Source organism: Mesorhizobium sp. 128a (assembly GCF_053848025.1).
The window spans coordinates 228,583-252,624 of record NZ_JBSPKY010000004.1 but is presented as its reverse complement, the minus strand read 5'-3'; the positions used below and the strand labels follow the sequence as shown (position 1 = coordinate 252,624).

Sequence of the window (24,042 nt, the reverse complement as noted above, 5' to 3'; positions counted from 1 at the left end):
TGCGGCGCGACGGCGTGCCGCGCCGTCTGGTCTTGTCAGCCGGGTTGCGATGGTTCACCACTCCGTCACATCAACCTGCCGGGACGTAGCCCATGGCTGCCATATCAGCTGCCGCGCCTTACACGGCCCGCGACCGCGACCTCAACAACCGGGCGCTGGTGCGCGGCTGGCTCTATGTCGTGATCTTGGTGTTGTTTGCGCTGGTGCTCTTTGGCGGCGCCACCAGGCTCACCAATTCCGGCCTTTCGATCACCGAATGGAAGCCGATCCACGGCGTGATACCGCCGCTCAACGACGCCGAGTGGCAGGAGGAATTCCAACTCTATCAGAAGATCCCGCAATATGCCGAGCTGAACAAGGGCATGAGCCTCGACGCCTTCAAGTCGATCTTCTGGTGGGAATGGGCACATCGCATTCTCGCACGCAGCGTCGGCCTCGTCTTTGGCCTGCCGCTGCTGGTTTTCTGGGCGACGCGCCGCATCGAACGCGGCCTTGGGCCAAAACTGCTCGGCATTCTGCTGCTCGGTGGTCTGCAAGGCGCCATCGGCTGGTGGATGGTGGCCTCCGGCCTTGTCGACCGCGTCTCGGTCAGCCAGTACAGGCTGGCCACGCATCTGACGCTGGCGGCGCTGATCTTCACCGCCACCATGGTGGTGGCGCGCGGCCTGGCACCGCATTCCGAACCCGCCGCCGACCGGTCGACGCAGCGGCTCGCCGGCTTCATCGTGCTGCTGGCGCTGGTCCAGATCTATCTCGGCGGCCTGGTCGCCGGGCTCGACGCCGGGCTGAGCTACAACACCTGGCCGCTGATGGACGGCAAGGTGATCCCCAGCGACCTGCTGCTGCTCGAACCGGCCTGGCGCAATTTCTTCGAGAACCCGAAGACGGTGCAGTTCGTCCACCGGCTTGGCGCCTACACGGTCTTCGCCGTCGCGCTCTGGCATATGATCGCGACACGGGCGCGCCAGCCGGGAACGACCCATGCAAGGCGCGCGATGCTGCTGTTTCTGCTGGTGCTGGTTCAAGCCTCGATCGGCATCGGCACGCTGTTGATGCAGGTGCCGCTGCACATGGCGCTGACTCATCAGGCTGTCGCGCTTGTCCTGCTGGGTTTTGCCGCCGCGCACTGGCGCGGCACCAAGGGCGCCTATCCGCTGCCGCACGAGATAGAAGTCAGAAGCTGAACCTCACCTTCCGGATCGCCTCGGCGACCGACAGCTCGTGGGTTCTTGTCGACCGCATTCTCGCCGCACCTTCCAGATGCGGCTCGAAAACGTCTAGGCAATGAGTTCAGGCGCGCTGACCTTCCAGCGCTTTGGTTAAAGGCCGAGCATCAGGTCCATGTTCTGCACGGCCGCGCCCGAGGCGCCCTTGCCGAGATTGTCATAGACGGCAATCAGCAGCGCCTGTGCCCTGTCGTCATTGGCAAAGACATACACCTTCATGCGGTTGGTGCCGTTATAGACCTCCGGATTGATCTCCGGCATGCGCTCCATATGCGCGTAGGGCGCCACCTCGACCACGCCGCCTTGGATGGCGGCAAAATGGTCGGCGATCGCAGCGTGCAGTTCAGCACCCGTCGGCACATGGTCGAGACCGCCGAGCTGCAGCGGCACCACCGTGATCATGCCTTGGGCGAAATTGCCGACCGCCGGCTGCATGATCGGATCGTGCGACAGCTTTGCGTAGGTCCTGAGCTCCGGCACGTGCTTGTGCTGCAGGGTCAGCCCATAGGGCAGGAATTCTGAGGCATCCTCGCCCTGGGCGACATACTCCTCGATCATCGGCCGACCGCCGCCCGAATAGCCCGAAATGCCGTTGACCGTGACAGGGAAATCCGGCGGCAGCAGGCCTGCCGTCACCAGCGGCCGCAGCGTCGCGATCGGTCCTTGCGGCCAGCAGCCGGGATTGGCGACGCGCCTGGCGTTGGCAATGGTCCTGGCCTGTACCTTGTCCAGTTCAGCGAAGCCGTATTCCCAGCCCTCGGCGACGCGATGCGCCGTCGAGGCGTCGATCACCTTGGTGGTGTCGTTGGCAATCAGCGACACGCTTTCCTTGGCGGCGGCATCGGGCAGGCACAGGATCGCGACATCGGCGGCATTGAGGAATTCGGCGCGCGCCGCCGTTTCCTTGCGGCGCTCGGTCGGGATCGAGATGATCTCGAGATCGCCGCGCTCGGCCAGCAGCGCCCTGATCTGCAGGCCGGTGGTACCGTGTTCGCCATCGATGAAGATTTTCGGTTTCATGTTCCTGCAAAGTTCCCTGCTAATTCAAACCTATATGCCTTGGCCGTGGTTCGCCGCGCCATGATTGCCATTGGTCAACTCGAAGGCCCGCGCCTTTCGTTCGGCCACCAGACCGAGATAGTGCATGGCCACCATCGAGCCGGCGATCGCCGTTATATCGGCGTGATCATAGGCCGGCGCAACCTCGACGACATCGGCGCCGACAATATCGACCTGGCCGAGCTGGCGCAGCGTTGACAGGATTTTTGCCGAGGACGGTCCGCCGGCGACCGGCGTGCCGGTGCCGGGCGCAAAGGCCGGATCGAGGCAATCGATGTCGAAGGTCAGATAGGTCTTCCTGCCGCCGGTGCGGTCGACAATGGCATAGGCGATGTCTGACGCCCGCATCTCCTCGATCTCGTGGCCGTAGAGGATCTTGATGCCGAACGTGTCGGGCGCATGGGTGCGGATGCCGATCTGGATCGAGCGGTCGGGATCGATGATGCCTTCATTGACGGCGCGGCCGACGAAGGAGCCGTGGTCGATACGCTTGCCGTCATCCGGCCAGGTGTCCTGGTGGGCGTCGAACTGCACCAGCGCCAGCGGCCCGTGGATGGCGGCATGCGCTTTGAGCAACGGCCAGGTGACGAAATGGTCGCCGCCGAGCGACAAAAGGAAAGCGCCCGATTTCAGGATCTTCGCCGCCTCGCGCTCGATCGTGCCTGGCGTCTTCTGGTGATTGCCCGAATCGAGCAGGCAATCGCCGTAATCGACAACGGCCAGATGCTCGAACAGGTCGCGCGAGAATGGATATTGCGGGTCGTTGTCGAGGATCGCCGAGGCGCGGCGGATCGCCTGCGGCCCAAAGCGCGCGCCCGGCCGGTTGGTGACGGCGGCATCAAAGGGAATGCCCCATACCACCGCGTCCGCGCCCTTTACATCCTTGGTGTATTTGCGCCGCATGAACGACAGCGCGCCGGCATAGGTCGGCTCGAAGGATGCCCCCGTCTTGGAGCGGGCGGTGAAGGCGTTATCGATGGTCTGGTTCGCCATTATGGGTCCTCTTTGTTCATCGGGCTGCCACAACTACAGAACCGGCACGCAAGATACCAGTCGCAGCGTGGCGAAACGCCGTAGCGTTCTACAGACTGCCTTCTCAATTCCGCTTCGGCGCGCTGCCGGCATGGTTTCAGCACGACTTTGTTGCAGCGGCGCGACAATCCACTAGCCGGCTTCGTTCACCGGCCTGTCACTGACGTCGCCTATCCCCGGGTCGATCCTGCAAGGAGCGATTCTCGATGCGGACCATATGGCTGAGCGTTCTGCTCTCGACAGCACTTGTGGCCTTCACCGGCCAGGCATTGGCGGGCGAAACCCGCGCCAGGCAGATCCTCGACCGCTTCGAACATGCCAACCAGTGGTGCGACCACGTCATGATTGCCGCGCATCGCGCCGGCAGCATGCAGGCCGGCAAGACGCTCTATGCCGAAAACTCGCTCGCCGCCGTCGAAGGCGCGATTACCGTTGGGGCTGAAATCGTCGAGGTCGACATCAGGCGCTCCAAGGATGGCGAATTCGTCGTCATGCATGACAGCTGGCTTGACCGCACCACGAACTGCAAGGGCGAGGTGGTCGACCACACGCTGGCCGAACTCAAACGCTGCAGGCTGGTGGTCGAAGGCACCGGCGTCGTCACCGATGAAGCCGTGTCGACGCTGCGCGAAATGCTGCTGGCGACCAGGGATCGGATCCTGATCAACCTCGATAACAAACTCGATGTCCAGGCGCTGCCCGGCATGATCGCTGTCGCCCGCGACCTCGGCATGGCCGAACAGGTGATCGTCAAGGAAAACCTGTGGAACCAGCAGCGGGTCGACACCGTCAAGGCGACGCTCGATGCTGCCGGCGGTGGCTTCCAGTTCATGCCGATCATCGCCGACGATGCGGTGCACGACGCTGCCTTCGCCGAAAAGGTCGGCAAGGCTTTTGCGCCCGGCGCGATCGAGCTGATCAACTGGCGGGCAGGGGCTGAGACGCTGACGCAGACGGGCGGACCGCTGTTCAGCACCCGCATGCGGGCGGTGTCGGTGCGCGGCGGCTGGCACATCTGGGCCGACACCTACGCCATCGTCAACAAGCCGGGCGGCTTCCTCTCCGGCGGCCGCGGTGACGAACTGGCGGTCGCGGCCAGCCTGCCGGCCGAGACCTGGGGCTTCTGGGCCGAGCGCGGCGCCACCATCATCCAGACCGACGAACCGAAGGTTGCGATTGACTGGCTGGCGGCAAATGGGTTTCGCGTGCCTTATGCCGATGAGGCAAAGCCGGCCGAGCCGGCGAATACGGCGAGTATCAATTAGAGCCGGCGGCCGACGCTGCCAATCTCCCCCCTTGTGGGGGAGATGCCCGGCAGGGCTGAGGGGGGCGCTGTTCCGCCGGCTTTTCAATTAATTGAGCGCAGGCGCAGTTGACTATCGGCGAGGTCATGAGCAGAGGCTGGCGTTCCTTCGCGCCCCCCTCTGGCCTGCCGGCCATCTCCCCCACGAGGGGGGAGATTAGCTAAGCCGCCTCCGCAACCCCATCGAGTTCCCTCATCACATCCGCCGGCAGCTCCAGCTCCGCCACCGCCAAATTCTCTCTGAGATGCCCGACCGACGATGTCCCCGGAATCAGCAGGATGTTCGGCGCGCGCTTGAGCAACCAGGCCAGCGCGACCTGCGTCGGCGTGGCGCCAAGGCGCGCTGCGACATCCGACAAGGTCGACGACTGCAACGGGTTGAAGCCGCCGAGCGGGAAGAACGGCACATAGGCGATGCCGTCGCGGGCAAGATTGTCGATCAGGGCATCGTCGTCCCGATGCGCCAGATTGTACTGGTTCTGCACGCAGACGATCTCGGCGATCCGGCGCCCTTCCTCGACCTGCGCAGGGGTGACGTTGCTCAGGCCGATAAGGCGCACCAGTCCCTTGCGCTGCAGGTCGGCAAGCGCAGTCAGCTGCGCCTCGATCGAGCCCTCGGTCGGCCCCATCCCGAACATGATGCGCAGATTGACGACGTCCAGCACCTCAAGTCCAAGATTCCTGAGGTTGTCGTGCACGGCCTGGGTGAGTTCCTCGGGCGAGGAAGCCGGCAGCCAGGACGCATCGCTGCCGCGGCGGGCGCCGATCTTGGTGACGATGACGAGATCTTCGGGATAAGGCGAGAGCGCTTCGCGAATAATCTGGTTGGTGACGTGCGGGCCGTAATAGTCGCAGGTGTCGATATGGTCCACGCCCGATGACACCGCCTCACGCAGCACCGCCAGCGCGGCGTCGCGATCCTTGGGCGGGCCAAACACGTGGGGCCCGGCAAGTTGCATGGCGCCATAGCCGAGGCGACGGACCTTGCGGTCGCCGAGCTTATAGGTGCCGGATTTGCCGATATTGGACATGCTGCTTCTCCTTGTGTCTCGGCGTTGGAGATAGAGCATGGCCGCTGTCTCGATAACCGGATATAATCGAAACAACTTGTGCGGATTTACGAACAATGGCGGCTGACCTCAACGATCTCCAGGCATTCCTCGCCGTGGCGCGCGCCGGCGGCTTTCGCGAGGCCGCACGATCGACCGCAGGCAGTGCCTCCGCGCTTAGCGAAGCCGTTCGCCGTCTGGAAACCCAACTGGGTGTGCGGCTCTTCAACCGCACCACGCGCAGCGTCGCGCTCACCGAAGCCGGTGGCGGCCTGCTGGCGCGGCTCGGCCCGGCGCTCGGTGAAGTCGAGGCAGCGCTGGACGTGGTGAACGGTTTTCGCGACCGGCCTGCCGGCACTTTGCGGCTCAATGTTCCCGTCAGCGCGTCACGGCTGGTGCTGCCCAAGATCGTGCCGGGCTTCCTTGCCGCCTATCCGGCGATCCGGCTGGAGGTGGTCGTGGAGGAGAGCTTTGTCGATCTGCTTGCCGCCGGCTGCGACGCCGGCATCCGTTACGACGAACGGCTGGAGCAGGACATGATCGCGGTGCCGATCGGACCGCGCGTCCAGCGCTTCACCACCTCTGCCGCGCCAGCCTACCTCGATCGTCATGGCCGGCCGCAACACCCCAGCGAACTGCTTGGCCATGCCTGCCTGCGCGGCCGCTTCCCCAGTGGGGCCATGACGCCCTGGGAATTCGAGCGCGATGGCGAAGTGGTGCGGGTCGATACTTCGGGGCCGCTGATCGTCGGCATCGGTGGAGGCGTCGATCTCAATATCCATGCCGCGATTGCCGGCGCAGGCATCCTTTGGCTCTTCGAAGATTGGGTGCGCCCACATTTCGACAGCGGCGTCCTGGAACCCATACTGAAGCCGTGGTGGCAAAGTTTTCCGGGACCGTTTCTCTATTATCCCGGGCAGCGTCTGGTGCCGGCGCCGTTGCGCGCCTTCATCGATTACATCAAGACGCCGGCCGGACGCGGCCAATAACTGCGTTCGGCGCCGTCACCCCACCCGGCGCTGCGCGCCGACCTCCCCATCGAGGGGAGGTAGGGTGCCGCGCCATGGGACTGCCTGGCTTAGTGGATTGTTCGACGGTGAAGCTGCTGTGACCCCTACCTCCCCTCGATGGGGAGGTCGCGCCGAAGGCGCGGGAGACCTCAAACAAAAAGGCCGCCCGAAGGCGGCCTTTTCGATAATCCAAATGCCGTAGCGCTTAGCGCTTCGAGAACTGGAAGGAACGGCGGGCCTTCGCCTTGCCGTACTTCTTGCGCTCGACGACGCGGCTGTCGCGGGTCAGGAAGCCGCCCTTCTTGAGCACGGCGCGCAGTGCCGGCTCGTAGTAGGTCAGCGCCTTGGAGATGCCGTGACGAACCGCGCCCGCCTGGCCGGACAGGCCGCCGCCGATGACGGTGGCGACGATGTCGTACTGGCCCGAACGGTTGGAGGCGATGATCGGCTGGTTGAGGATCATCTGCAGGACCGGACGCGCGAAATAGGTCGCGAATTCCTTGTCATTGACGACGATCTTGCCGGAACCCGGCTTCACCCAGACGCGCGCAATGGCGTTCTTGCGCTTGCCGGTGGCATAGGCGCGGCCCGACTTGTCGAGCTTCTGGACATGGACGGGGGCCGCGGCCTGCGTGTTGGTGTTGCCGGTGGCGGCGCCCAGTTCTGCGAGCGAGGAAAGCTCAGCCATCTTATGCGACCTTCTTGTTCTTGGAATTCAGCTTGGCCACGTCGAGGACTTCGGGCTGCTGGGCGACGTGCGGATGCTCTGCGCCTGCATAGACGCGCAGGTTCTTCATCTGGCGACGGCCGAGTGGGCCACGCGGGACCATGCGCTCAACAGCCTTCTCGACGACACGCTCGGGGAAACGGCCCTCGAGCAGCTGGCGCGCGGTGCGCTCCTTGATGCCGCCGGGGTGGCCGGTGTGCCAGTAATAGACCTTGTCGGTGAATTTCTTGCCGGTGAACACCACCTTGTCGGCATTGATAACGATGACATTGTCACCATCGTCGACATGAGGGGTGAAGGTGGGCTTGTGCTTGCCGCGAAGATGATTGGCGATGACAGTGGCGAGACGGCCGACGACGAGACCCTCGGCGTCGATCAGCACCCACTTCTTCACCACATCCGCAGGCTTCTGCGAAAAGGTTGCCATGGATTTTGTCACTTTCGGTTTGGACCTTCCCCGAACGATGGAGAAAGCGTTTTTTTGTTGCTTGGATTGGTGACAAGGCGCTTGCCCGCCGCCAATAACAAAACGGCGGCCTTTGCGGGCCGCTGCTTCGGGAGGGCTTATAGGCGAGGGGAGTGAGTGCGTCAAGGCGAAGGAAAAGTCTGCAAGCGCATTAAGTGCAATAGAATCAAAGGCTTGGTAAAAAGGTATTATTTTACCACATAAAGTCTCGCGCCATTTCCGCTTGCACCGGGCAGTTCAGGCAGTTCTAGTGCTTGGACTCGATTTCCTTGCGGGCAGCACTGGAGAGAAATGCCGATCGCGTGATGCCCCGTTCGCGCGCTGCCGCATCAATTGCCCGCAACACACCGCGCTCAAAAGTGACATTCGCTCTCACGACCGCACTGTCATTGTCGATGAGGGGCACCGAGACCAGATAGCCGCCTTCAGCAAGTGCATTGCGTATGTCGGGAAGCGCAAGGATCGCCTCGTGACTCGACGGTTCAGGAACGGGCATATCTTCCGCCCATAGTTGTAGCGCTTCAACCGCATTCGGCACGATATCCTCTGCTTCGTCCGCAGCCGAAAAACAGCCAGGAATATCAGGAAAGCGGATGCCAAATGCGCTGTCGGGGTCTTTGTCGACCAACGCGAAGTAGTTCTTCATGGATATCTCCGGTAAACTTCAAACCGTTCTTACCCAGCCTGCCTGCTTGGCGATTGCACGAGCGGTGCCGGTTGGCAGATCCTTCTCGGGATGGGGAACAATCAACACAATCGGACCCTTGCGGAACTTGTGATGCGAGCCTCGCACCGAAATCAGCTCGAAACCTTCATCCTTGAGGCGCTTTACGATCTTGCGGCTGTCACGTTCCAGCAAAGGTCACCACCTATGCGCATATATATACACATCTCTTCTGAAACTCAACATCACGTCCGCTTCGGCGGGATCGAATAGGTGCCCGTGGCATGGGCTACCGTGTGCCCCTCCGGTCCGGCAACAATGTCGATATCGAACACCATCAGGCTCTTGCCGAGTTTCAGGATGCGGCAATGGCCATCGATCGGCCCGGCCTCGGCCTTGCGCATGAAATTGATGTTGAGATTGGTGGTCACCGATAGGGCATCCGGTCCGGCGTGGCTGAGCACGCAGACATAGCCGCCAATGTCGGCCAGAGTGAACAGGCAGGGGCCGGACACCGTGCCACCGGGGCGCAGATGCCGTTCGTTGGCGTTGAGCCGCACAGTACAGCCGCCAGGGAAAACGTCCAGCGCCTCGTACGACGCGAATTCGTCGTTGAGCTGCGGGTACACGCTGGCCATCAGCGCATTGACTTCGGCTGCCGTCAGCACCGGCTTGAAATTGTCCTGGGCGGGCATATCGGTCTCTCGTTCTATTTCGGGCCTGTATGACCGCAATGGCGCGTTTCTGGCAACACCTTCACCCTTCTGGCGCAAGCGATGGGTGTTGATGAAACCCGATCCGATATTAGATAGTCTGTCGGCGCCAGCGGAATCGCGGAGACCTTGTCATGGCCGAAATCCTTGCCATCAAACCTGCTGCCATGGATGGGCCGGTCATCGCAAGGCTGGACAAGGGCGTGCTGCGCCTGACGCTCGCCAACCCGCCCGCCAATGCATTGTCGCTTTCCGTTATGGCGGCGCTGAGTGCCGAACTCGATCAGGCCAAGGCCAACAAATCCGTTCGTGTCATCGTCCTGGCAGCGGCCGGAAAGGTTTTCTGTGCCGGCCATGACCTCAAGGAAATGACCGCGCGCCGCGCCGATGCGGATAAGGGCAAGGCGTTCTTCGAGCAGACATTTTCGGCCTGCGCGGCGTTGATGCAGGCAATCGTTCGCCATCCTCTCCCGATAATCGCTGAAGTCGATGGTCTCGCCACCGCCGCAGGGCTGCAGCTGGTCGCCAGCTGTGATCTCGCCATTGCCTCGCATGAGGCCACCTTCTGCACGCCGGGCGTCAACATCGGCCTGTTCTGTTCGACACCGATGGTGGCGCTGTCGCGCAACGTCTCGCGCAAGCACGCCATGGAAATGCTTCTGACCGGCGAGACCATCGACGCGGCAACCGCCAAGGAGTTCGGCCTGGTCAACCGCGTCGTGCCGCGTGAATACCTGAATCAGATCGTCACCAAATACGCGCAAACCATTGCTTCCAAATCATCTTTGGTGGTCAAGACGGGCAAGGAAGCCTTCTACGCGCAGGCCGAGATGGGCTTGGCCGACGCCTATGCCTATACCGGCCGCACCATGGTCGAGAACATGCTGGCGCGCGACGCCGAGGAGGGCATCGGCGCCTTCATCGGCAAGCGCAAGCCGGAATGGACGGACGACTAGATCATGGAACCGCGCATTTCCATCATCACCATCGCCACCGACGATCTCGACCGCGCCGTGCGCTTTTATGAGGGCATGGGCCTCAAGCGTCATGCCGGCATCACCGACGGTGTCGCCTTCTTCCAGATGGGCGGCGCCATTCTAGGCCTGTTTCCGCGTGAAAGCGCCGAAGAAGATTCAGGCATCACCTTCTCCAGGGCGCCGTCGGCGGTCTACCTCGCCTACAACACCCGCTCCGACGCCGAGGTCGACGCGGTGCTTGCCGCCGCCGAGAAGGCCGGCGGCAAAATCGTCAAGCCGGCCGGGCGCGCCTTCTGGGGCGGCTGGTACGGTTATTTCGCCGATGCCGACGGCCATGTCTGGGAAGTCGCGCACAATCCGGCCTTTCCGATCGCGGATGACGGCACCATCTCGCTGCCGGGCTGATCGGTCCGCATGGCCTATCGCAAGCAACTGACGCGGCTGAAGGCGCCTTATCTCAAGCGCATCCTGCTCGATCCCGCAAAGGTCGAGGACTGGGAGAAATATCCCTGGAACCTGCCGCTGTTTCGTGCCCGTGAGTTCGAACTGGAATTCACCGCGCCGATCACCATCATCGTCGGCGAGAACGGCACCGGCAAATCGACGCTGCTCGAAGCGATCGGGGCGCTGGCCGGTTACGACGAGGCCGGCGGCGGCAAGGGTTACATGCCCGTCGACCATTCTCGTGCCATTGACAAAAGCGGCGGCGGGCTGGCGGATGCTTTTCGCTGCCACTGGCTGCCGAAGGTTACCGCCGGCTGGTTCTTCCGCGCCGAATCCTTCTATTCGGTCGCCCGCTACCTCGACGAGGCGGCGCGCGAATCCGGCGGGACGCCGCCCGATTTCCTGTCCTGGTCGCATGGCGAGGGGTTCATCCGCTTTTTCGAGGAGCGCTGCCGCCGGCAAGGCATCTACATCCTCGACGAGCCCGAAAGCGCGCTGTCGCCGTCGCGGCAGATCGAGCTGCTGAAGATGCTGCGGCGCATGGACCAGTCGGGCACGGCGCAAGTGATCATGGCCACGCATTCGCCGTTGCTGATGGCTTGTCCCGGTGCGCGGCTGTTTCGCATCAGCCGCTTCGGCCTCGACCCGACCGATTTCAGCGATACCGATCATTTTCGCATGATGCGCGACTTCTGCACCGACCCGCAGGCGTTTATGGAAGAGGCGCTGCGGGAAGACGACGAATGACGATGGGCGACGATGATCTCAATTGGCGGAGCGAACAGGCTTGCCGCGAAGCATGGCCGGCGGCTATCGAGACGGTTGTCGACGGCTGGCTTCTAAGACGCTCCGGCGGCCGGGTCCGGCGCAGCAACTCGGTCAATCCCTTGCGCAGCAAGCGCGGTGCGCCCGAGAGAGTGCTTGACGTCGCCGAGGCATTCTATGCCGTCCACGGCCAGACGCCGCTGTTTCGGGTTACCGACATCGCTGCCGAGATGGACGCGCTTCTCGACCGCCACGGCTACGCCTTCGAAGGCGGGACCATCCATCTCTATGGCGCGATCGACGAACTGGCTGACATAAGTGACGAGCACGTCACCGTTTCGCCGACGCCTCATGACGACTGGTTCGCGGCGCGGTTCCGCATGGGTGCCTATGACGACACCGATCGCCGCGTCTTTCGCGAGATGCCTGGGCGGATCGTCGGCGACAAGGCGTTCGTGTCCTGCGAGCACGACAGCGAAATTGTCGCTTTGGCCTATGGCGTCCTCCGCGATGGACTGCTTGTGGTGGAGTCGGTCGAGACTGACACCCGGTTTCGGCAGCAAGGCCTGGGCCGCAGGGCGGTCGGCAGTTTGATCGGTTGGGCGCGGCGGGCAGGGGCTTCGGCGGCCTGCCTGCAGGTCGTCGCCGACAACACGCCAGGTCGCGCGCTCTATGCCTCGCTCGGCTTCAGCCGTGAACTTTACCGCTATCACTACCGCAGGAAGGCGATTGCCGCATGAACCACGACGCCTACGACAATGCCTATATCGGCGGCATCCTCAATTCTGTGAAGACCATCGCCATGGTCGGTGCGTCGGCCAACGACGTCAGGCCGAGCTTTTTCGTGCTGAAATATCTGCTGGCCAAGGGCTTTTTGGTGTTCCCGATCAATCCCGGGCAGGCCGGCAAGGCGATCCTCGGTCGCATGACCTATGCCAGCCTTGCCCATCTGCCGGAGCCGGTCGACATGGTCGACATTTTCCGGGCCTCCGCAGCGGTGCCTGGCATTGTCGATGAGGTGCTGAAGATGACCCCTTTGCCAAAAGTGCTATGGATGCAGCTTGGCGTGCGCCATGACGGGGCAGCCGCGCGAGCCGAAGCGGCCGGCATCAAGGTGGTGATGAACCGCTGCCCGAAGATTGAATACGGCAAGCTGTCCGGCGAGATCGGCTGGACCGGCGTCAACTCCGGCGTCCTGTCGTCGAAGAAGCCGCTTATGCGCCAGGGCTTCCAGAGTTTTGGCGTGCGCCAAAAGTAAACGGCCAGCCCTCGGCGCAATATTTTTCCGGGAAGAAACGGATATTCCGAGGCGTTCGTCCCGGATCGCCTGCCGAAAGGTATTTTCTTCTTTGCATTCAACAACCGGCTTCGCCAAGAATGCCCGGCGATATCAAAAGGTTTCAGGAGAGGGAGGTTTAGATGACCCGTACGCCAGGTTTCAACACGCTCGCCGTCCATGCCGGCGCCAAGCCCGACGCGGCGACAGGCGCACGCGCCACGCCGATCTACCAGACCACCTCCTTCGTCTTCGACGATGCCGACCATGCCGCCTCGCTGTTTGGGCTGAAGGCGTTCGGCAACATCTACACCCGCATCATGAACCCGACCCAGGCGGTGCTTGAGGAGCGGATCGCAGCGCTTGAAGGCGGCACCGCCGCGCTCGCCGTCGCTTCCGGCCATGCCGCGCAGGTGATCGTGTTCCACAATCTCATGCGGCCCGGCGATAATTTCGTCGCCGCGACAAGGCTTTATGGCGGCTCCATCAACCAGTTCGGCCATGCCTTCAAGAATTATGGCTGGGAGGTCCGCTGGGCAGACACCAACGACATCTCGACCTTCGAGAGCCAGATCGACGACAAGACCAAGGCGATCTTCATCGAGAGCCTGGCCAATCCGGGCGGCACCTTCGTCGACATCGAGAAGATTGGCGACATCGCCCGCAAGCACGGCCTGCCGCTGATCGTCGACAACACGCTGGCCTCGCCCTATCTGGTGCGGCCGATTGAGCACGGCGCCGACATCGTCGTCCATTCGCTGACGAAATTCATCGGTGGCCACGGCAATTCGATCGGCGGCGCCATTGTCGATGGCGGTACTTTCGACTGGTCGAAATCGGGCAAATACCCGATGCTGTCGGAGCCGCGCCCCGAATATGGCGGCCTCGTGCTGCACGAAACCTTCGGCAATTTCGCTTTCGCCATCGCCGCCCGCGTGCTCGGCCTGCGCGATCTCGGCCCGGCGATCTCGCCCTTCAACGCCTTTCTGATCCTCACCGGTCTGGAAACCTTGCCGCTCAGGATGCAGCGCCATTGCGACAATGCGGTCACCGTCGCCGGCTGGCTGTCCAACCACCCCAAGGTCGCCTGGGTGAATTATCCCGGCCTGCCCTCTGACATGAACAATGCGCTGCAGAAGAAATACTCGCCGCAGGGAGCGGGCGCCGTGTTCACCTTCGGCCTGAAGGGTGGCTATGAGGCGGGCGTCAAATTCGTCGAGGCGCTCGAACTGTTCTCGCATCTGGCCAATGTCGGCGACACCAAGTCGCTGGTCATCCACCCGGCATCGACCACGCATCGCCAGCTCTCCGACGAGCAGAAGGTCAAGGCCGGCGCGGGACCGGACACGGTGCGGCTCTCCATCGGCATCGAGGATGTCAACGACATCGTCGCCGATCTCGAACAGGCTCTGGCCAAGGTCTGATCATGGCCGAACCAAAATTCCTATCCATCGGCGTCAACAGCGTCGACGCCGAGCATGGCGCGCCGGCGCCGGATCGCCTGATTGCGGGCGATCCGAAATTCCGCACCTGGAATGTCGAGGAGCGCGACGGCGGCCTTTACGCCGGCATCTGGGAAGCGACACCGGGTAAATGGCGCATCGTCTATGACGAATGGGAGTTCTGCCACATCCTGTCCGGCGTTTCAGTGATAGCTGAGGACGGCGGCGAGGCGCTCACGGTGCGCGCCGGCGACAGTTTCGTGCTCAGGCCCGGCTTCAAGGGCAGTTGGGAAGTGCTTGAAACGACTCGCAAGGAGTATGTGATCAAGCTGTAGGCGCCGGGTCAGATGATACGGTCGATATCGCTATCCGCGAATCCATAGCGCGTCATCATCTGCCGGTGCCAATCACTGCCGAGCAATTCACCGAGACAGGCATTGATGCTCCGTAGAAGGGCAGAATTGTCTTTGGCTATTGCGAAGGCGCCAGCCGATGGCTGCTTTTCAACGGAGGGCACCTCGACAAGGCCAACCGCCATATCCGGCCGTCTGGTCAGATAGCCCCGGTGCGCCATGGCCACGCTGGCATAGGCATGCACGATTCCGTCGGCGATGGCTTTCGCGGCATCGGCCTGTGTCGCGAACAGTCTGATTTGCTCGGGCGAAATTCCGTTCTGCAAAGCAGTGGCATGTTGGACCTGGCCGGTGATGACGCCGAGCAAGGCGGTTGGATCCTGCGCGATCGACCGATAGCCGAAAAAGCCGCGCGGGTTCCCCTTCGCGACCAGCAGTCCGTCTGCCAATGCCCAGATTGGCCGGGTGAAGTCGACAAGGTGCTTGCGTTCATCCGAGACGAACAGGCCGGTGGTCATGGTCCAGCGGTCTTCGACCAACCCGGGCAGCAAGTCGGCGAATTCGGTCCCGAGCGGTATTAAGCGCGCCAGTCCCAGCATGGCGACGACTTTGCGCGCAAGCTCGACGTCACACCCCGAAACCTCGCCCGATGCACTCGTAAAGCAGAATGGCGGCTCTTCCAGGAAGGCGAATTTCATTTCCGTCACCTATTCCCGCAATCCTATATTGCCGGAAATCCGCTGAGACAGGCTTCCGACGCCTTGTCATGCATCGCCAGCGCATCTTCGGTCTCGGCATCGCTATCCGATATTTCGTCGCGGTAGTAGCGCGTCACGAGGTCGAGCCCCGCTTGCGTTATCCCTTGTGTCGGCATTTCGCGGGCAAGGCAGCCGCACAGGCCGAGCGCCCGGTCGGGCGTCCCGACCTTGCGATTGCCCAGGACGAAATCCCTGGCCGGACAGGCGTCGAGAAAAGCATCGAAGTCGAGCTTTTGCGGTGGCTGGTCGCCATGGTTCATATAGGCCTGCGGCCACTGGCTTCCGCCGCTGGCAACCTCGCAGCCGATTACGACGTCGGAGGCATTGCCTGAAAGCGCTTGCCAGGCGGGCTCCTTGTCGCCGCTGGGATAGACGAAATTCTTGCCGAGTGACGCCACGTAAAGGTCGAGATCGGCCTGCGAGAAGCCCACCGCCTGGAATCGGTAGAACTGGCATTGGCAATCGGTTGCCGAGCGCTTGGCTTCGCCATCCTCCGGCGGCTCACTGGTCCTTGATGTCTCGCAGGCGGCAATGAAGGCATCGCCGTTCAGCGATGTGGTGGGCAGCGTCGAATTGTCGGCGTAGCGTTCGCCGTCCCAGCCGATCGTCAGCTGGTCGGACTGGATGTCGAAATAGCGGTTTCGCTTGAAGGTGCTAAGGCTGATCTTGTCCTGCGGCACCAGCCGGGCGCCGGGTATGTCGCCCAGCACCTCGCGGTAGCTGTCGCCTTCCAGCACGAACAGGAAATTGCCGCAAGTCGTGCCATCGCAGCCCGGCTGATAGCGATAGGCGAAGATTTCGGGAAAACCATCGAGATTGAGATCGACGTCGATGGCGAAGGACGTCAGCGGCAAGCCCTTCACACCGGTCTGCTGGTCAAGCAGACTGACCGCCATATTTTTGGCAATGGCCATCGAGTTTTCCCAGGGGATGTTGTCAGGCTGCTGCTGGGCGGCCGCGCCGCAGACGCCGGCACACAGCAAAGCGAGGGCGAACGCTGTCGCCCAAGTCGAAAACAGTCTCATTTAGCACCCCAGCCTCGCGTCAGAACCCGACGGCGAGCCTTTCCAGCCCATGGAAGTGGTAAGTGTCGCGAAAGCGCGGCTCCTCCGCAAGATGGAGTTGCGGCCGCCGCTCGAACAGGGTTTTCGGCGACACCTGCAATTCCAGCCGCGCCAGCGGCGCACCGATGCAGAAATGGATGCCGGCGCCGAACGAGACGTTCTTCTGGTCGGCGCGGCCGGGCCGGAAGGCGCCGGGTTCGGCAAAGGCGACGGGGTCATGGTTGGCCATGCCGAGCAGCAGGCCGATCGTCTCGCCTGGTTGTACGACAACCCCCGGCGTCACCTCGATCTCCTGATAGGCATAGCGGGTGAACATGTGCAGCGGCGCATCGAAACGCAGGCATTCCTCGACCGTGGCCGCGGTAGCCTCCGGCGAGGTGAAGAAGCGGCCGGGATCGCCGCCTTGCGCCAGCAGCGTGCGCACGGCATTGCCGGTCTGGTGCACCGTTGCTTCGTGGCCGGCATTGAGCAACAGGATGGCGGACGACACCAGCTCATCTTCGGAGAGCCTCTGGCCATCCTCCTGCGCCGCGATCAGCAAAGACAAAAGATCGTCGCCGGGTTGCTTGCGCCTCTCAGTGACATAGCCGCGCAAAAAGTCGGAAAAATCACGCGCGGCACGATTGGCCGTTTCCTCGATCTCGCGCGTGCGGCTGTGCATGTACATGGCAACCATCTGGTGCGACCAGTCGAGCAGCTGCGGCCCCATCTCCACCGGCACGCCAAGCATTTCGGCAATGATGGTGATCGGCAAGGGCGAGGCGAAGGCAGGGAGCAGATCGACCTGGTCCGGTTCGAAGCGGTCGATAAGCTCATTGGCCAGCGCTTCGACCCGCGGCCTCAGCCGTTCGACCTGGCGCGAGACGAAGGCGCGGTTGACCAGCGTCCGCAGCCTGGTGTGCACGGGTGGTTCCAGCTCCAGCATCGAATTCGTCTCGATACCGTCGAAGGCGCTGAGATGCGAGCGGTCCATGCCGACGCCGCGCCTGTCTGGCACGCCGGTCGGGCTCTGCCGGCCGAAGCGGCGGTCGCGCAGCAGCCGGTTGACCTCGTCGAAGCCGCCAAAACACCAGAAGCCGAATTCCTCCCAGAAGAAGGCGTTCGAGGCGCCATGCAGGAAGGCGTAGGCGTCATAAGGGTTCTGGAAAAACGCCGGCTCATGCGGATCGAGCCGCAGGCGGCGGTTGGCGGGATCGAAGGTGAGATAAGGTGGCAAATCGGTCATGCCGATCACTAGCGCGGCTTGCTAGCGGAATGCCAGACCGTATGTTGGCCTTGGCTGCATCAAAAAATTGAACCACCTGACAGGTACTATGCCGGACATTTCAGCGGAGACGTCACTCGCTAGGCTAAAACGGTCGCTTCCCTCGTCTTACGTTGATTTTCTCAATCATGGTGACGGAGGCGAATGGCTTTGCGGTGAAGACCTTGTCGTTACCTGGGGCGCGGAGCAATTGGTGCCGTTCAACAGCGAATACCGCGCTCAGACGCTTGCGCCTGGACTGCTTCTGTTTGGCTCCGACGGCAGTGCGGAGGCCTATGGATTTGACATGCGCTCCCCGGTCATGCCCGTGGTTCTCATTCCATTCGTCGGCATGAGTTGGGAACTTGCAATTGATGTTGCAGAGGATTTTGGCGATTGGCGCAGAACGCTGAAGCCCCTGCACGTCAATAGCTCCCACACCGGAATGCAACTTGCGGAACTTAATCCGGTCTTGCTTGGCGGAGACCCGGTCGATCCGGCCAACAGGGTCTGGCTGACGCGCGACCAGCATTTTGAATATGTGCGGTTCTGGAACAACGTTGTCATGGCGGCCAACGCGAAGTCAGCTCCTCAATAGCCCTCGACGAAGTCCCGAACTCTAATCCTGGCAGTGCCTCGCAATATGCACGCGGCGCCAGCTGGTCGAGCCTTCCTGCACCACGACCCGGCGCGCCACCCTTTGGTATGACGGGGCAATCTCGGTGACGTGCCGCTGTTCGGGCCGCACCAGCACTTCATGGGCGACGCTCTCATATTCGGCCGGCAGCACGACCTGGCGGGTACGCGCAGGCTCAATCTCTACCGTTTCTGCGACACGCGCATAGCGAGCCTTGCGCCAGACCTTGCACAACACCTTGCGGCCGTGGATGACGCGCCATTCCCACGCATAGCCGCCATTGTCGACCTGGACCGTACGGTGGACCGTGCGGGTTCTGGCCGGCACGACCTCATAGGTGACGCGAGGCGGCGCGATCTGCTCGACGCGCGCCATAGTGCCGTAGATCGGTGGGTCGTAGTCGACCAACTGCCCGCCTGGGCTGACCATGACGTCTTCATAGACGGTGTCATAGAGCGCCGGCCTGTGCACCGGCTCATAACATTCGACGGCGCGGCCGCCGGCGACCGCTTCGGACACCATGCCGAGACCGGCAAGGCCGGCAATGGCCAAGGAAGCTGTTTTCCTGATCATGGCACTCCCTCTGTTTGAACGCGAAAACGCAGGTTCAACGTTGAATTGTAGGGTATGGTTCTGCAGGGGAAAGCGGTTTCGCCGCATTTCGTTAAGCGATGCGGTTAAGGAATTGCTACACCCGAAAACATGGGCCGGCCGCGTTCGGGCTTCCCCTTGCGCGGAAACCTTGATTCGACTTAACCAGATGGCTAGGAGAAGGCGGCCTTGCACTAGGGTGAGCCGGCATCCTATTTACATCCTGACCTTCCAGAACCGATTCTGCCCGATTAACGTTCCCGGCGCCGGAATCCCATCTCCAAAAAGGGATAGTCCATGAAGAACCCCGTCGAAACCTACATGAACCTCGTTCCGATGGTGGTCGAGCAGACCAATCGCGGCGAGCGGGCTTACGACATTTTCTCGCGCCTCCTGAAAGAGCGCATCATTTTCATCACCGGCCCGGTCGAAGACGGCATGGCGACGCTGGTTTGTGCACAGCTTTTGTTCCTCGAGGCCGAGAACCCGAAGAAAGAGATCAACCTCTACATCAACTCGCCGGGTGGCGTGGTGACGTCGGGCATGGCGATCTACGACACCATGCAGTTCATCAAGCCGGCCGTGTCGACGCTGTGCATCGGCCAGGCGGCCTCGATGGGCTCGCTGCTTCTGACCGCCGGCCACAAGGACATGCGCTTTGCCACGCCGAACGCCCGCATCATGGTTCACCAGCCTTCCGGCGGCTTCCAGGGCCAGGCATCCGACATCGAGCGTCACGCCATGGACATCGTCAAGCTGAAGCGCCGCCTCAACGAGGTTTATGTCAAGCACACCGGCAAGAGCTACGAGGAGATCGAACGGACTCTTGACCGCGACCATTTCATGACCGCCGACGAAGCCAGGGATTTCGGCCTCATCGACAAGGTCATTTCGTCGCGCGAGCCGGTCGAAGGCGCTGCCGCATAAGGCTGCATGGCAGTTGGATGGCGAGATAAGGCGCTTTTGATGGGATTTGCGGCATTTCGGCCACAATTGGCTGTTCCCTCGGCGGATGGGATTGCCTACGTTAATGCTATGTTGATTTTCGACGGCTTAGCTTTGTGCGGGGTTGGCGCGAATCATTGCTACGTTTTCTGATTTGTGTTTCGTACGGATTGCGTTGCGGGAGCCGGGACACTGGCGGCGGCGAATTCCCGCGATAGATAGAATATGCGCCCTGTCAGCCAGACCATCGGCGGCGGCGATGAAAGGACAGGAAGATGAGCAAAGTCGGCAACAACAGCGGTGATTCCAAGAACACGCTTTATTGCTCGTTTTGCGGCAAAAGCCAGCACGAAGTGCGCAAGCTGATCGCCGGTCCAACGGTGTTCATCTGCGACGAGTGCGTCGAGCTCTGCATGGACATCATCCGCGAGGAGAACAAGACCTCGATGGTGAAGTCGCGCGAGGGCGTGCCGACCCCGCAGGAGATCCTGAAGGTCCTGGACGACTATGTCATCGGCCAGCCCTACGCCAAGCGCGTGCTGTCGGTGGCCGTGCACAATCACTACAAGCGCCTGGCGCATGCCGGCAAGAACAATGACGTCGAACTGGCGAAGTCCAACATCCTGCTGATCGGCCCGACCGGCTGCGGCAAGACGCTGCTGGCCCAGACGCTGGCCCGCATCATCGACGTGCCCTTCACCATGGCCGACGCAACGACCCTGACCGAAGCCGGTTATGTCGGCGAGGACGTCGAAAACATCATCCTGAAGCTGCTGCAGTCGGCCGACTACAATGTCGAGCGCGCCCAGCGCGGCATCGTCTACATCGACGAAATCGACAAGATTTCGCGCAAGTCGGACAACCCCTCGATCACCCGCGACGTGTCGGGCGAGGGCGTGCAGCAGGCGCTGCTGAAGATCATGGAAGGCACCGTCGCCTCCGTGCCGCCGCAGGGCGGCAGGAAGCATCCGCAGCAGGAATTCCTGCAGGTCGACACTGCCAACATCCTGTTCATCTGCGGCGGCGCCTTCGCCGGGCTGGACAAGATCATCTCGGATCGCGGCAGGAAGACGTCCATCGGCTTCGGCGCCATCGTCGCTTCGCCCGAGGATCGTCGCACCGGCGACGTGTTCCGCCTGGTCGAGCCCGAGGATCTCTTGAAATTCGGCCTCATTCCCGAGTTTGTCGGCCGTCTGCCTGTCCTGGCGACGCTGGAAGACCTCGACGAACCGGCGCTGATCCAGATCCTGACCGAGCCGAAGAACGCGCTGGTCAAGCAATATCAGCGGCTGTTCGAGATGGAGAGTGTCGACCTGACCTTCCACGAGAATGCGCTTTCGGCGATCGCCAAGCGCGCCATCGAGCGCAAGACCGGCGCCCGCGGCCTGCGCTCGATCATGGAAGCGATCCTGCTCGACACCATGTTCGAACTGCCCGCTCTGGAAGGCGTGCGCGAAGTGGTGATTTCGGAAGAGGTGGTGACCGGCAGCGCCCGGCCGCTCTATATCTATTCCGAGCAGAAGGAAAAGAAGGGCAATGTCAGCGCCTGATATGGCATCTGGCCCAACCTTTTTATGGAACGGCGCCCCCTGGGCGCCGTTTTGCTGTGGTGAGGTACCAAGCCTTGCGCCGGAGTGGATGAACGGACCGTGTTAACCCTTGATCTTTGCCCCTCGTGCATCCAACTAACACTGGAAGGCCGTGGTGCCGAATTCTGTGCTGTAAAACTCCCGTCACAAACGGTGGTAGGCGGAACGACCCACGGTCGTTAATATGAGATTCGCGGTTGGCTAAAATTAGCGGCCGCGACATGAAAGGTTGGACAATGGCCAAAATATCCAAGGCTCCCAGCGACGGCGTCTTCGCAGTCCTCCCACTGCGCGACATCGTGGTGTTCCCGCACATGATCGTTCCGCTCTTTGTCGGGCGTGAAAAGTCGATCAAGGCGCTGGAAGAGGTTATGGGTCAGGAAAAGCAGATCCTGCTTGCCACCCAGATGAATGCCGCCGATGACGATCCCGAGCCCGATGCCATCTTCGACATCGGCACGCTCGCCAATGTGCTGCAATTGCTGAAGCTGCCCGACGGCACCGTCAAGGTACTGGTCGAAGGCGCTTCGCGCGCAAAAATCGTCTCGTTCACCGACCGTCCGGACTTCCACGAAGCCCGCGCTGCCGCGCTGGTCGAGCCGGAGGAGGAAGAGGTTGAAGTCGAGGCGCTCGCGCGTTCGGTCGTCACCGACTTCGAAAACTACGTCAAGCTGAACAAGAAGATCTCGCCCGAAGTGGTGGGCGCTGCCAGCCAGATCGACGACTATTCCAAGCTCGCCGATACGGTTGCTTCGCACCTCGCCATCAAGATCCCTGAAAAGCAGGAGATGCTGGCCACGCTTTCCGTCAAGGAGCGGCTGGAAAAGGCGATGGGCTTCATGGAAGCCGAAATCTCCGTCCTGCAGGTGGAGAAGCGCATCCGCTCGCGCGTCAAGCGCCAGATGGAGAAGACGCAGCGCGAATACTACCTCAACGAGCAGATGAAGGCGATCCAGAAGGAGCTCGGCGAAGGCGAGGACGGCCGCGACGAGGCCGCCGAGATCGAGGCGCGCATCAAGAAGACCAAGCTCTCCAAGGAAGCCCGCGAAAAGGCGGAAGCCGAACTGAAGAAGCTGCGGACGATGTCGCCGATGTCGGCTGAATCGACCGTCGTGCGCAACTATCTCGACTGGATCCTGTCGATCCCGTGGGGCAAGAACTCCAAGGTCAAGCAGGACCTGGCGTTTGCGCAGAACGTGCTCGACACCGATCATTTCGGCCTCGACAAGGTCAAGGACCGCATCGTCGAGTATCTCGCCGTGCAAAGCCGCCAGAAGAAGCTGAAGGGGCCGATCCTGTGTCTCGTCGGCCCTCCCGGCGTCGGCAAGACCTCGCTCGGCAAGTCGATCGCCAAGGCGACCGGTCGCGAATTCATCCGCATGGCGCTGGGCGGCGTGCGTGACGAGGCCGAGATCCGTGGTCACCGCCGCACCTATATCGGTTCGATGCCCGGCAAGGTCATCCAGTCGATGAAGAAGGCCAAGAAGTCCAACCCGCTCTTCCTGCTCGACGAAATCGACAAGATGGGCCAGGACTTCCGCGGCGATCCGTCATCGGCTCTGCTCGAGGTGCTCGATCCCGAGCAGAACTCGACGTTCATGGACCATTACCTCGAGGTCGAATACGACCTGTCGAGCGTGATGTTCGTGACGACGGCGAACACGCTGAACATCCCTGCGCCCTTGATGGACCGCATGGAGATCATCCGTATCGCCGGCTACACCGAGGACGAGAAGATCGAGATCGCCAAGCGGCATTTGATGCCCAAGGTGGTCCGCGACCACGCGCTGCAGCCGAAGGAATTTTCGGTCAGTGAGGACGCGATCCGCGGCATCATCCAGACCTACACCCGCGAAGCGGGCGTCAGAAGCCTGGAGCGCGAGCTGATGAAGCTCGGGCGCAAGGCGGTGACCGAGATCCTGAAGACGAAGAAGAAGACGGTGAGTATCACGGCGGCGAACCTCGCCGACTATCTGGGTGTTCAGCGTTACCGCTTCGGTCAGGTCGAGGCTGACGATCAGGTCGGTGTCGTGACCGGTCTTGCCTGGACGGAAGTCGGTGGCGAGCTGCTGACGGTCGAAGGCGTCATGATGCCCGGCAAGGGCCGCATGACGGTGACCGGCAATCTGCGCGACGTGATGAAGGAATCGATCTCGGCGGCGGCGTCTTATGTCCGCTCGCGGGCCATCGATTTCGGCATCGAGCCGCCTTTGTTCGACAAGCGCGACATCCACGTCCACTTGCCGGAAGGCGCTACGCCGAAGGATGGCCCGTCTGCGGGTGCAGCCATGGCCACGGCAATCATATCGGTGCTGACGGGTATCCCGGTCAGGGCTGATGTGGCGATGACCGGCGAGATAACGCTTCGCGGCCGCATCTTGCCGATCGGCGGCCTCAAGGAAAAGCTGCTCGCCGCACTGCGCGGCGGCATCAAGAAGGTGCTGATCCCGGAAGACAACGCCAAGGATCTGGCGGAGATTCCGGACAATGTGAAGAACGGCATGGAGATCATTCCGGTCTCACGCGTTGGCGAGGTTCTGAGGCATGCGCTGGTGCGTATGCCGGAGCCGATCGAGTGGGTCGAGCCGGTCAATCCGCCGGCTGCGGCCGATACCGTTGACGATGCTGGAAAGTCGCTTGCACATTAGTTTTAGCTAAAGTTGCAGTGCACAAAGAGAGAGCCGGGCCCTGCGCCCGGCTTTTTCATGT

Annotated in this window: 26 protein-coding genes; 14 read left to right on the top strand and 12 right to left on the bottom strand. The window is 62.1% G+C overall.

The window, feature by feature from the left end:
* The first annotated feature begins 92 nt into the window (after positions 1–92).
* Entirely contained in the window at positions 93–1,184 is a 1,092-nt protein-coding gene (locus ACWTU9_RS09995; protein ID WP_455858139.1) for a COX15/CtaA family protein, read from the top strand.
* Positions 1,185–1,319: 135 nt separating this feature from the next.
* Here the strand turns inward: ACWTU9_RS09995 and argC are convergent, their stop codons facing one another.
* Positions 1,320–2,246, bottom strand: a complete 927-nt coding sequence (gene argC / locus ACWTU9_RS09990; RefSeq protein ID WP_455858138.1) for an N-acetyl-gamma-glutamyl-phosphate reductase — start codon at positions 2,244–2,246, stop codon at positions 1,320–1,322.
* Positions 2,247–2,276: 30 nt separating this feature from the next.
* Positions 2,277–3,278, bottom strand: a complete 1,002-nt coding sequence (gene speB / locus ACWTU9_RS09985; RefSeq protein WP_455858137.1) for an agmatinase — start codon at positions 3,276–3,278, stop codon at positions 2,277–2,279.
* 245 nt (positions 3,279–3,523) lie between these two features.
* Here speB and ACWTU9_RS09980 point away from each other — a divergent pair, with 245 nt between their 5' ends.
* Complete coding sequence (locus ACWTU9_RS09980; protein ID WP_455858136.1) at positions 3,524–4,582, top strand: glycerophosphodiester phosphodiesterase family protein; 1,059 nt, start codon at positions 3,524–3,526, stop codon at positions 4,580–4,582.
* A 199-nt stretch (positions 4,583–4,781) separates the two neighbouring features.
* Here the strand turns inward: ACWTU9_RS09980 and ACWTU9_RS09975 are convergent, their stop codons facing one another.
* Positions 4,782–5,651, bottom strand: a complete 870-nt coding sequence (locus ACWTU9_RS09975) for an aldo/keto reductase family oxidoreductase (RefSeq protein ID WP_455858135.1) — start codon at positions 5,649–5,651, stop codon at positions 4,782–4,784.
* 95 nt (positions 5,652–5,746) lie between these two features.
* Between ACWTU9_RS09975 and ACWTU9_RS09970 the strand changes: the two genes are divergently transcribed.
* Positions 5,747–6,658 carry a LysR family transcriptional regulator gene (locus tag ACWTU9_RS09970; RefSeq protein WP_455858134.1) on the top strand — a complete coding sequence of 304 codons (912 nt, stop codon included), beginning with the start codon at positions 5,747–5,749 and terminating at the stop codon, positions 6,656–6,658.
* A 226-nt stretch (positions 6,659–6,884) separates the two neighbouring features.
* Here ACWTU9_RS09970 and rpsI read toward each other — a convergent pair whose 3' ends face one another.
* From rpsI to ACWTU9_RS09945, 5 genes are all read right to left on the bottom strand, one after another.
* Positions 6,885–7,367 carry a 30S ribosomal protein S9 gene (rpsI, locus tag ACWTU9_RS09965; RefSeq protein WP_454587240.1) on the bottom strand — a complete coding sequence of 161 codons (483 nt, stop codon included), beginning with the start codon at positions 7,365–7,367 and terminating at the stop codon, positions 6,885–6,887.
* A gap of 1 nt (position 7,368) precedes the next feature.
* Positions 7,369–7,833: a 50S ribosomal protein L13 gene (rplM, locus tag ACWTU9_RS09960; RefSeq protein ID WP_455858133.1), complete on the bottom strand. Its 465-nt coding sequence runs from the start codon at positions 7,831–7,833 to the stop codon at positions 7,369–7,371.
* A 286-nt stretch (positions 7,834–8,119) separates the two neighbouring features.
* On the bottom strand, positions 8,120–8,518 hold the full coding sequence (locus tag ACWTU9_RS09955; RefSeq protein ID WP_455858132.1) for a type II toxin-antitoxin system HicB family antitoxin: 399 nt from the start codon (positions 8,516–8,518) through the stop codon (positions 8,120–8,122).
* Positions 8,519–8,536: 18 nt separating this feature from the next.
* Entirely contained in the window at positions 8,537–8,728 is a 192-nt protein-coding gene (locus ACWTU9_RS09950) for a type II toxin-antitoxin system HicA family toxin (protein WP_455858277.1), read from the bottom strand.
* 53 nt (positions 8,729–8,781) lie between these two features.
* Positions 8,782–9,231 carry a PaaI family thioesterase gene (locus ACWTU9_RS09945; RefSeq protein WP_455858131.1) on the bottom strand — a complete coding sequence of 150 codons (450 nt, stop codon included), beginning with the start codon at positions 9,229–9,231 and terminating at the stop codon, positions 8,782–8,784.
* A 152-nt stretch (positions 9,232–9,383) separates the two neighbouring features.
* Here ACWTU9_RS09945 and ACWTU9_RS09940 point away from each other — a divergent pair, with 152 nt between their 5' ends.
* The 7 genes from ACWTU9_RS09940 to ACWTU9_RS09910 all read left to right on the top strand — a co-directional run bounded on the left by ACWTU9_RS09940 (position 9,384) and on the right by ACWTU9_RS09910 (position 14,488).
* Positions 9,384–10,205, top strand: coding sequence for an enoyl-CoA hydratase (locus ACWTU9_RS09940; protein ID WP_455858130.1), 822 nt, complete (start codon positions 9,384–9,386; stop codon positions 10,203–10,205).
* A gap of 3 nt (positions 10,206–10,208) precedes the next feature.
* The gene (locus ACWTU9_RS09935) at positions 10,209–10,631 is read left to right on the top strand and encodes a VOC family protein (protein ID WP_455858129.1); all 423 of its coding nucleotides are present in this window, start codon (positions 10,209–10,211) and stop codon (positions 10,629–10,631) included.
* Between the two features lie 9 nt (positions 10,632–10,640).
* Positions 10,641–11,417 carry an AAA family ATPase gene (locus ACWTU9_RS09930; RefSeq protein WP_455858128.1) on the top strand — a complete coding sequence of 259 codons (777 nt, stop codon included), beginning with the start codon at positions 10,641–10,643 and terminating at the stop codon, positions 11,415–11,417.
* A complete protein-coding gene (locus ACWTU9_RS09925; protein WP_455858127.1) occupies positions 11,414–12,175 on the top strand; it encodes a GNAT family N-acetyltransferase in 762 nt (253 codons plus the stop codon). The genes ACWTU9_RS09930 and ACWTU9_RS09925 overlap by 4 nt, the downstream gene beginning before the upstream one ends.
* Entirely contained in the window at positions 12,172–12,693 is a 522-nt protein-coding gene (locus ACWTU9_RS09920; protein WP_455858126.1) for a CoA-binding protein, read from the top strand. The genes ACWTU9_RS09925 and ACWTU9_RS09920 overlap by 4 nt, the downstream gene beginning before the upstream one ends.
* A gap of 161 nt (positions 12,694–12,854) precedes the next feature.
* The gene (locus ACWTU9_RS09915) at positions 12,855–14,135 is read left to right on the top strand and encodes an O-acetylhomoserine aminocarboxypropyltransferase (protein ID WP_455858125.1); all 1,281 of its coding nucleotides are present in this window, start codon (positions 12,855–12,857) and stop codon (positions 14,133–14,135) included.
* 2 nt (positions 14,136–14,137) lie between these two features.
* Positions 14,138–14,488 carry a cupin domain-containing protein gene (locus ACWTU9_RS09910; RefSeq protein ID WP_455858124.1) on the top strand — a complete coding sequence of 117 codons (351 nt, stop codon included), beginning with the start codon at positions 14,138–14,140 and terminating at the stop codon, positions 14,486–14,488.
* Positions 14,489–14,496: 8 nt separating this feature from the next.
* Here ACWTU9_RS09910 and ACWTU9_RS09905 read toward each other — a convergent pair whose 3' ends face one another.
* From ACWTU9_RS09905 to ACWTU9_RS09895, 3 genes are read right to left on the bottom strand one after another with little or no spacing between them, the layout of a single operon-like run.
* Positions 14,497–15,204 carry a transporter substrate-binding domain-containing protein gene (locus ACWTU9_RS09905; RefSeq protein ID WP_455858123.1) on the bottom strand — a complete coding sequence of 236 codons (708 nt, stop codon included), beginning with the start codon at positions 15,202–15,204 and terminating at the stop codon, positions 14,497–14,499.
* A gap of 23 nt (positions 15,205–15,227) precedes the next feature.
* Positions 15,228–16,289 carry a hypothetical protein gene (locus ACWTU9_RS09900; RefSeq protein ID WP_455858122.1) on the bottom strand — a complete coding sequence of 354 codons (1,062 nt, stop codon included), beginning with the start codon at positions 16,287–16,289 and terminating at the stop codon, positions 15,228–15,230.
* Positions 16,290–16,308: 19 nt separating this feature from the next.
* Entirely contained in the window at positions 16,309–17,553 is a 1,245-nt protein-coding gene (locus ACWTU9_RS09895) for a cytochrome P450 (protein WP_455858121.1), read from the bottom strand.
* 88 nt (positions 17,554–17,641) lie between these two features.
* Here ACWTU9_RS09895 and ACWTU9_RS09890 point away from each other — a divergent pair, with 88 nt between their 5' ends.
* Complete coding sequence (locus ACWTU9_RS09890) at positions 17,642–18,169, top strand: SMI1/KNR4 family protein (protein ID WP_455858120.1); 528 nt, start codon at positions 17,642–17,644, stop codon at positions 18,167–18,169.
* 21 nt (positions 18,170–18,190) lie between these two features.
* On the opposite strand, the gene ACWTU9_RS09885 is transcribed toward ACWTU9_RS09890, so the two are convergent.
* Positions 18,191–18,781, bottom strand: a complete 591-nt coding sequence (locus ACWTU9_RS09885) for a hypothetical protein (RefSeq protein ID WP_455858119.1) — start codon at positions 18,779–18,781, stop codon at positions 18,191–18,193.
* A gap of 315 nt (positions 18,782–19,096) precedes the next feature.
* Here ACWTU9_RS09885 and ACWTU9_RS09880 point away from each other — a divergent pair, with 315 nt between their 5' ends.
* The 3 genes from ACWTU9_RS09880 to lon all read left to right on the top strand — a co-directional run bounded on the left by ACWTU9_RS09880 (position 19,097) and on the right by lon (position 23,981).
* On the top strand, positions 19,097–19,726 hold the full coding sequence (locus ACWTU9_RS09880; RefSeq protein ID WP_454576101.1) for an ATP-dependent Clp protease proteolytic subunit: 630 nt from the start codon (positions 19,097–19,099) through the stop codon (positions 19,724–19,726).
* A 293-nt stretch (positions 19,727–20,019) separates the two neighbouring features.
* Complete coding sequence (gene clpX, locus ACWTU9_RS09875; protein ID WP_023682305.1) at positions 20,020–21,294, top strand: ATP-dependent Clp protease ATP-binding subunit ClpX; 1,275 nt, start codon at positions 20,020–20,022, stop codon at positions 21,292–21,294.
* Positions 21,295–21,569: 275 nt separating this feature from the next.
* Positions 21,570–23,981, top strand: coding sequence for an endopeptidase La (lon, locus tag ACWTU9_RS09870; RefSeq protein ID WP_455858118.1), 2,412 nt, complete (start codon positions 21,570–21,572; stop codon positions 23,979–23,981).
* Positions 23,982–24,042: the final 61 nt, after the last annotated feature.

What these genes read in the sequence shown, in the direction of transcription:
- ACWTU9_RS09905 (WP_455858123.1), bottom strand. Translation starts at nt 15,204, where the DNA reads ATGAAATTCGCCTTCCTGGAAGAGCCGCCATTCTGCTTTACGAGTGCA.
- ACWTU9_RS09995 (WP_455858139.1), top strand. Translation starts at nt 93, where the DNA reads ATGGCTGCCATATCAGCTGCCGCGCCTTACACGGCCCGCGACCGCGAC.
- ACWTU9_RS09930 (WP_455858128.1), top strand. Translation starts at nt 10,641, where the DNA reads ATGGCCTATCGCAAGCAACTGACGCGGCTGAAGGCGCCTTATCTCAAG.
- ACWTU9_RS09975 (WP_455858135.1), bottom strand. Translation starts at nt 5,651, where the DNA reads ATGTCCAATATCGGCAAATCCGGCACCTATAAGCTCGGCGACCGCAAG.
- rpsI (WP_454587240.1), bottom strand. Translation starts at nt 7,367, where the DNA reads ATGGCTGAGCTTTCCTCGCTCGCAGAACTGGGCGCCGCCACCGGCAAC.
- lon (WP_455858118.1), top strand. Translation starts at nt 21,570, where the DNA reads ATGGCCAAAATATCCAAGGCTCCCAGCGACGGCGTCTTCGCAGTCCTC.
- argC (WP_455858138.1), bottom strand. Translation starts at nt 2,246, where the DNA reads ATGAAACCGAAAATCTTCATCGATGGCGAACACGGTACCACCGGCCTG.
- ACWTU9_RS09970 (WP_455858134.1), top strand. Translation starts at nt 5,747, where the DNA reads ATGGCGGCTGACCTCAACGATCTCCAGGCATTCCTCGCCGTGGCGCGC.
- clpX (WP_023682305.1), top strand. Translation starts at nt 20,020, where the DNA reads ATGAGCAAAGTCGGCAACAACAGCGGTGATTCCAAGAACACGCTTTAT.
- ACWTU9_RS09910 (WP_455858124.1), top strand. Translation starts at nt 14,138, where the DNA reads ATGGCCGAACCAAAATTCCTATCCATCGGCGTCAACAGCGTCGACGCC.
- ACWTU9_RS09880 (WP_454576101.1), top strand. Translation starts at nt 19,097, where the DNA reads ATGAAGAACCCCGTCGAAACCTACATGAACCTCGTTCCGATGGTGGTC.
- ACWTU9_RS09945 (WP_455858131.1), bottom strand. Translation starts at nt 9,231, where the DNA reads ATGCCCGCCCAGGACAATTTCAAGCCGGTGCTGACGGCAGCCGAAGTC.
- ACWTU9_RS09980 (WP_455858136.1), top strand. Translation starts at nt 3,524, where the DNA reads ATGCGGACCATATGGCTGAGCGTTCTGCTCTCGACAGCACTTGTGGCC.
- ACWTU9_RS09925 (WP_455858127.1), top strand. Translation starts at nt 11,414, where the DNA reads ATGACGATGGGCGACGATGATCTCAATTGGCGGAGCGAACAGGCTTGC.
- ACWTU9_RS09915 (WP_455858125.1), top strand. Translation starts at nt 12,855, where the DNA reads ATGACCCGTACGCCAGGTTTCAACACGCTCGCCGTCCATGCCGGCGCC.
- ACWTU9_RS09890 (WP_455858120.1), top strand. Translation starts at nt 17,642, where the DNA reads ATGCCGGACATTTCAGCGGAGACGTCACTCGCTAGGCTAAAACGGTCG.
- ACWTU9_RS09935 (WP_455858129.1), top strand. Translation starts at nt 10,209, where the DNA reads ATGGAACCGCGCATTTCCATCATCACCATCGCCACCGACGATCTCGAC.
- ACWTU9_RS09955 (WP_455858132.1), bottom strand. Translation starts at nt 8,518, where the DNA reads ATGAAGAACTACTTCGCGTTGGTCGACAAAGACCCCGACAGCGCATTT.
- ACWTU9_RS09920 (WP_455858126.1), top strand. Translation starts at nt 12,172, where the DNA reads ATGAACCACGACGCCTACGACAATGCCTATATCGGCGGCATCCTCAAT.
- ACWTU9_RS09940 (WP_455858130.1), top strand. Translation starts at nt 9,384, where the DNA reads ATGGCCGAAATCCTTGCCATCAAACCTGCTGCCATGGATGGGCCGGTC.
- ACWTU9_RS09900 (WP_455858122.1), bottom strand. Translation starts at nt 16,289, where the DNA reads ATGAGACTGTTTTCGACTTGGGCGACAGCGTTCGCCCTCGCTTTGCTG.
- ACWTU9_RS09885 (WP_455858119.1), bottom strand. Translation starts at nt 18,781, where the DNA reads ATGATCAGGAAAACAGCTTCCTTGGCCATTGCCGGCCTTGCCGGTCTC.
- ACWTU9_RS09895 (WP_455858121.1), bottom strand. Translation starts at nt 17,553, where the DNA reads ATGACCGATTTGCCACCTTATCTCACCTTCGATCCCGCCAACCGCCGC.
- speB (WP_455858137.1), bottom strand. Translation starts at nt 3,278, where the DNA reads ATGGCGAACCAGACCATCGATAACGCCTTCACCGCCCGCTCCAAGACG.
- rplM (WP_455858133.1), bottom strand. Translation starts at nt 7,833, where the DNA reads ATGGCAACCTTTTCGCAGAAGCCTGCGGATGTGGTGAAGAAGTGGGTG.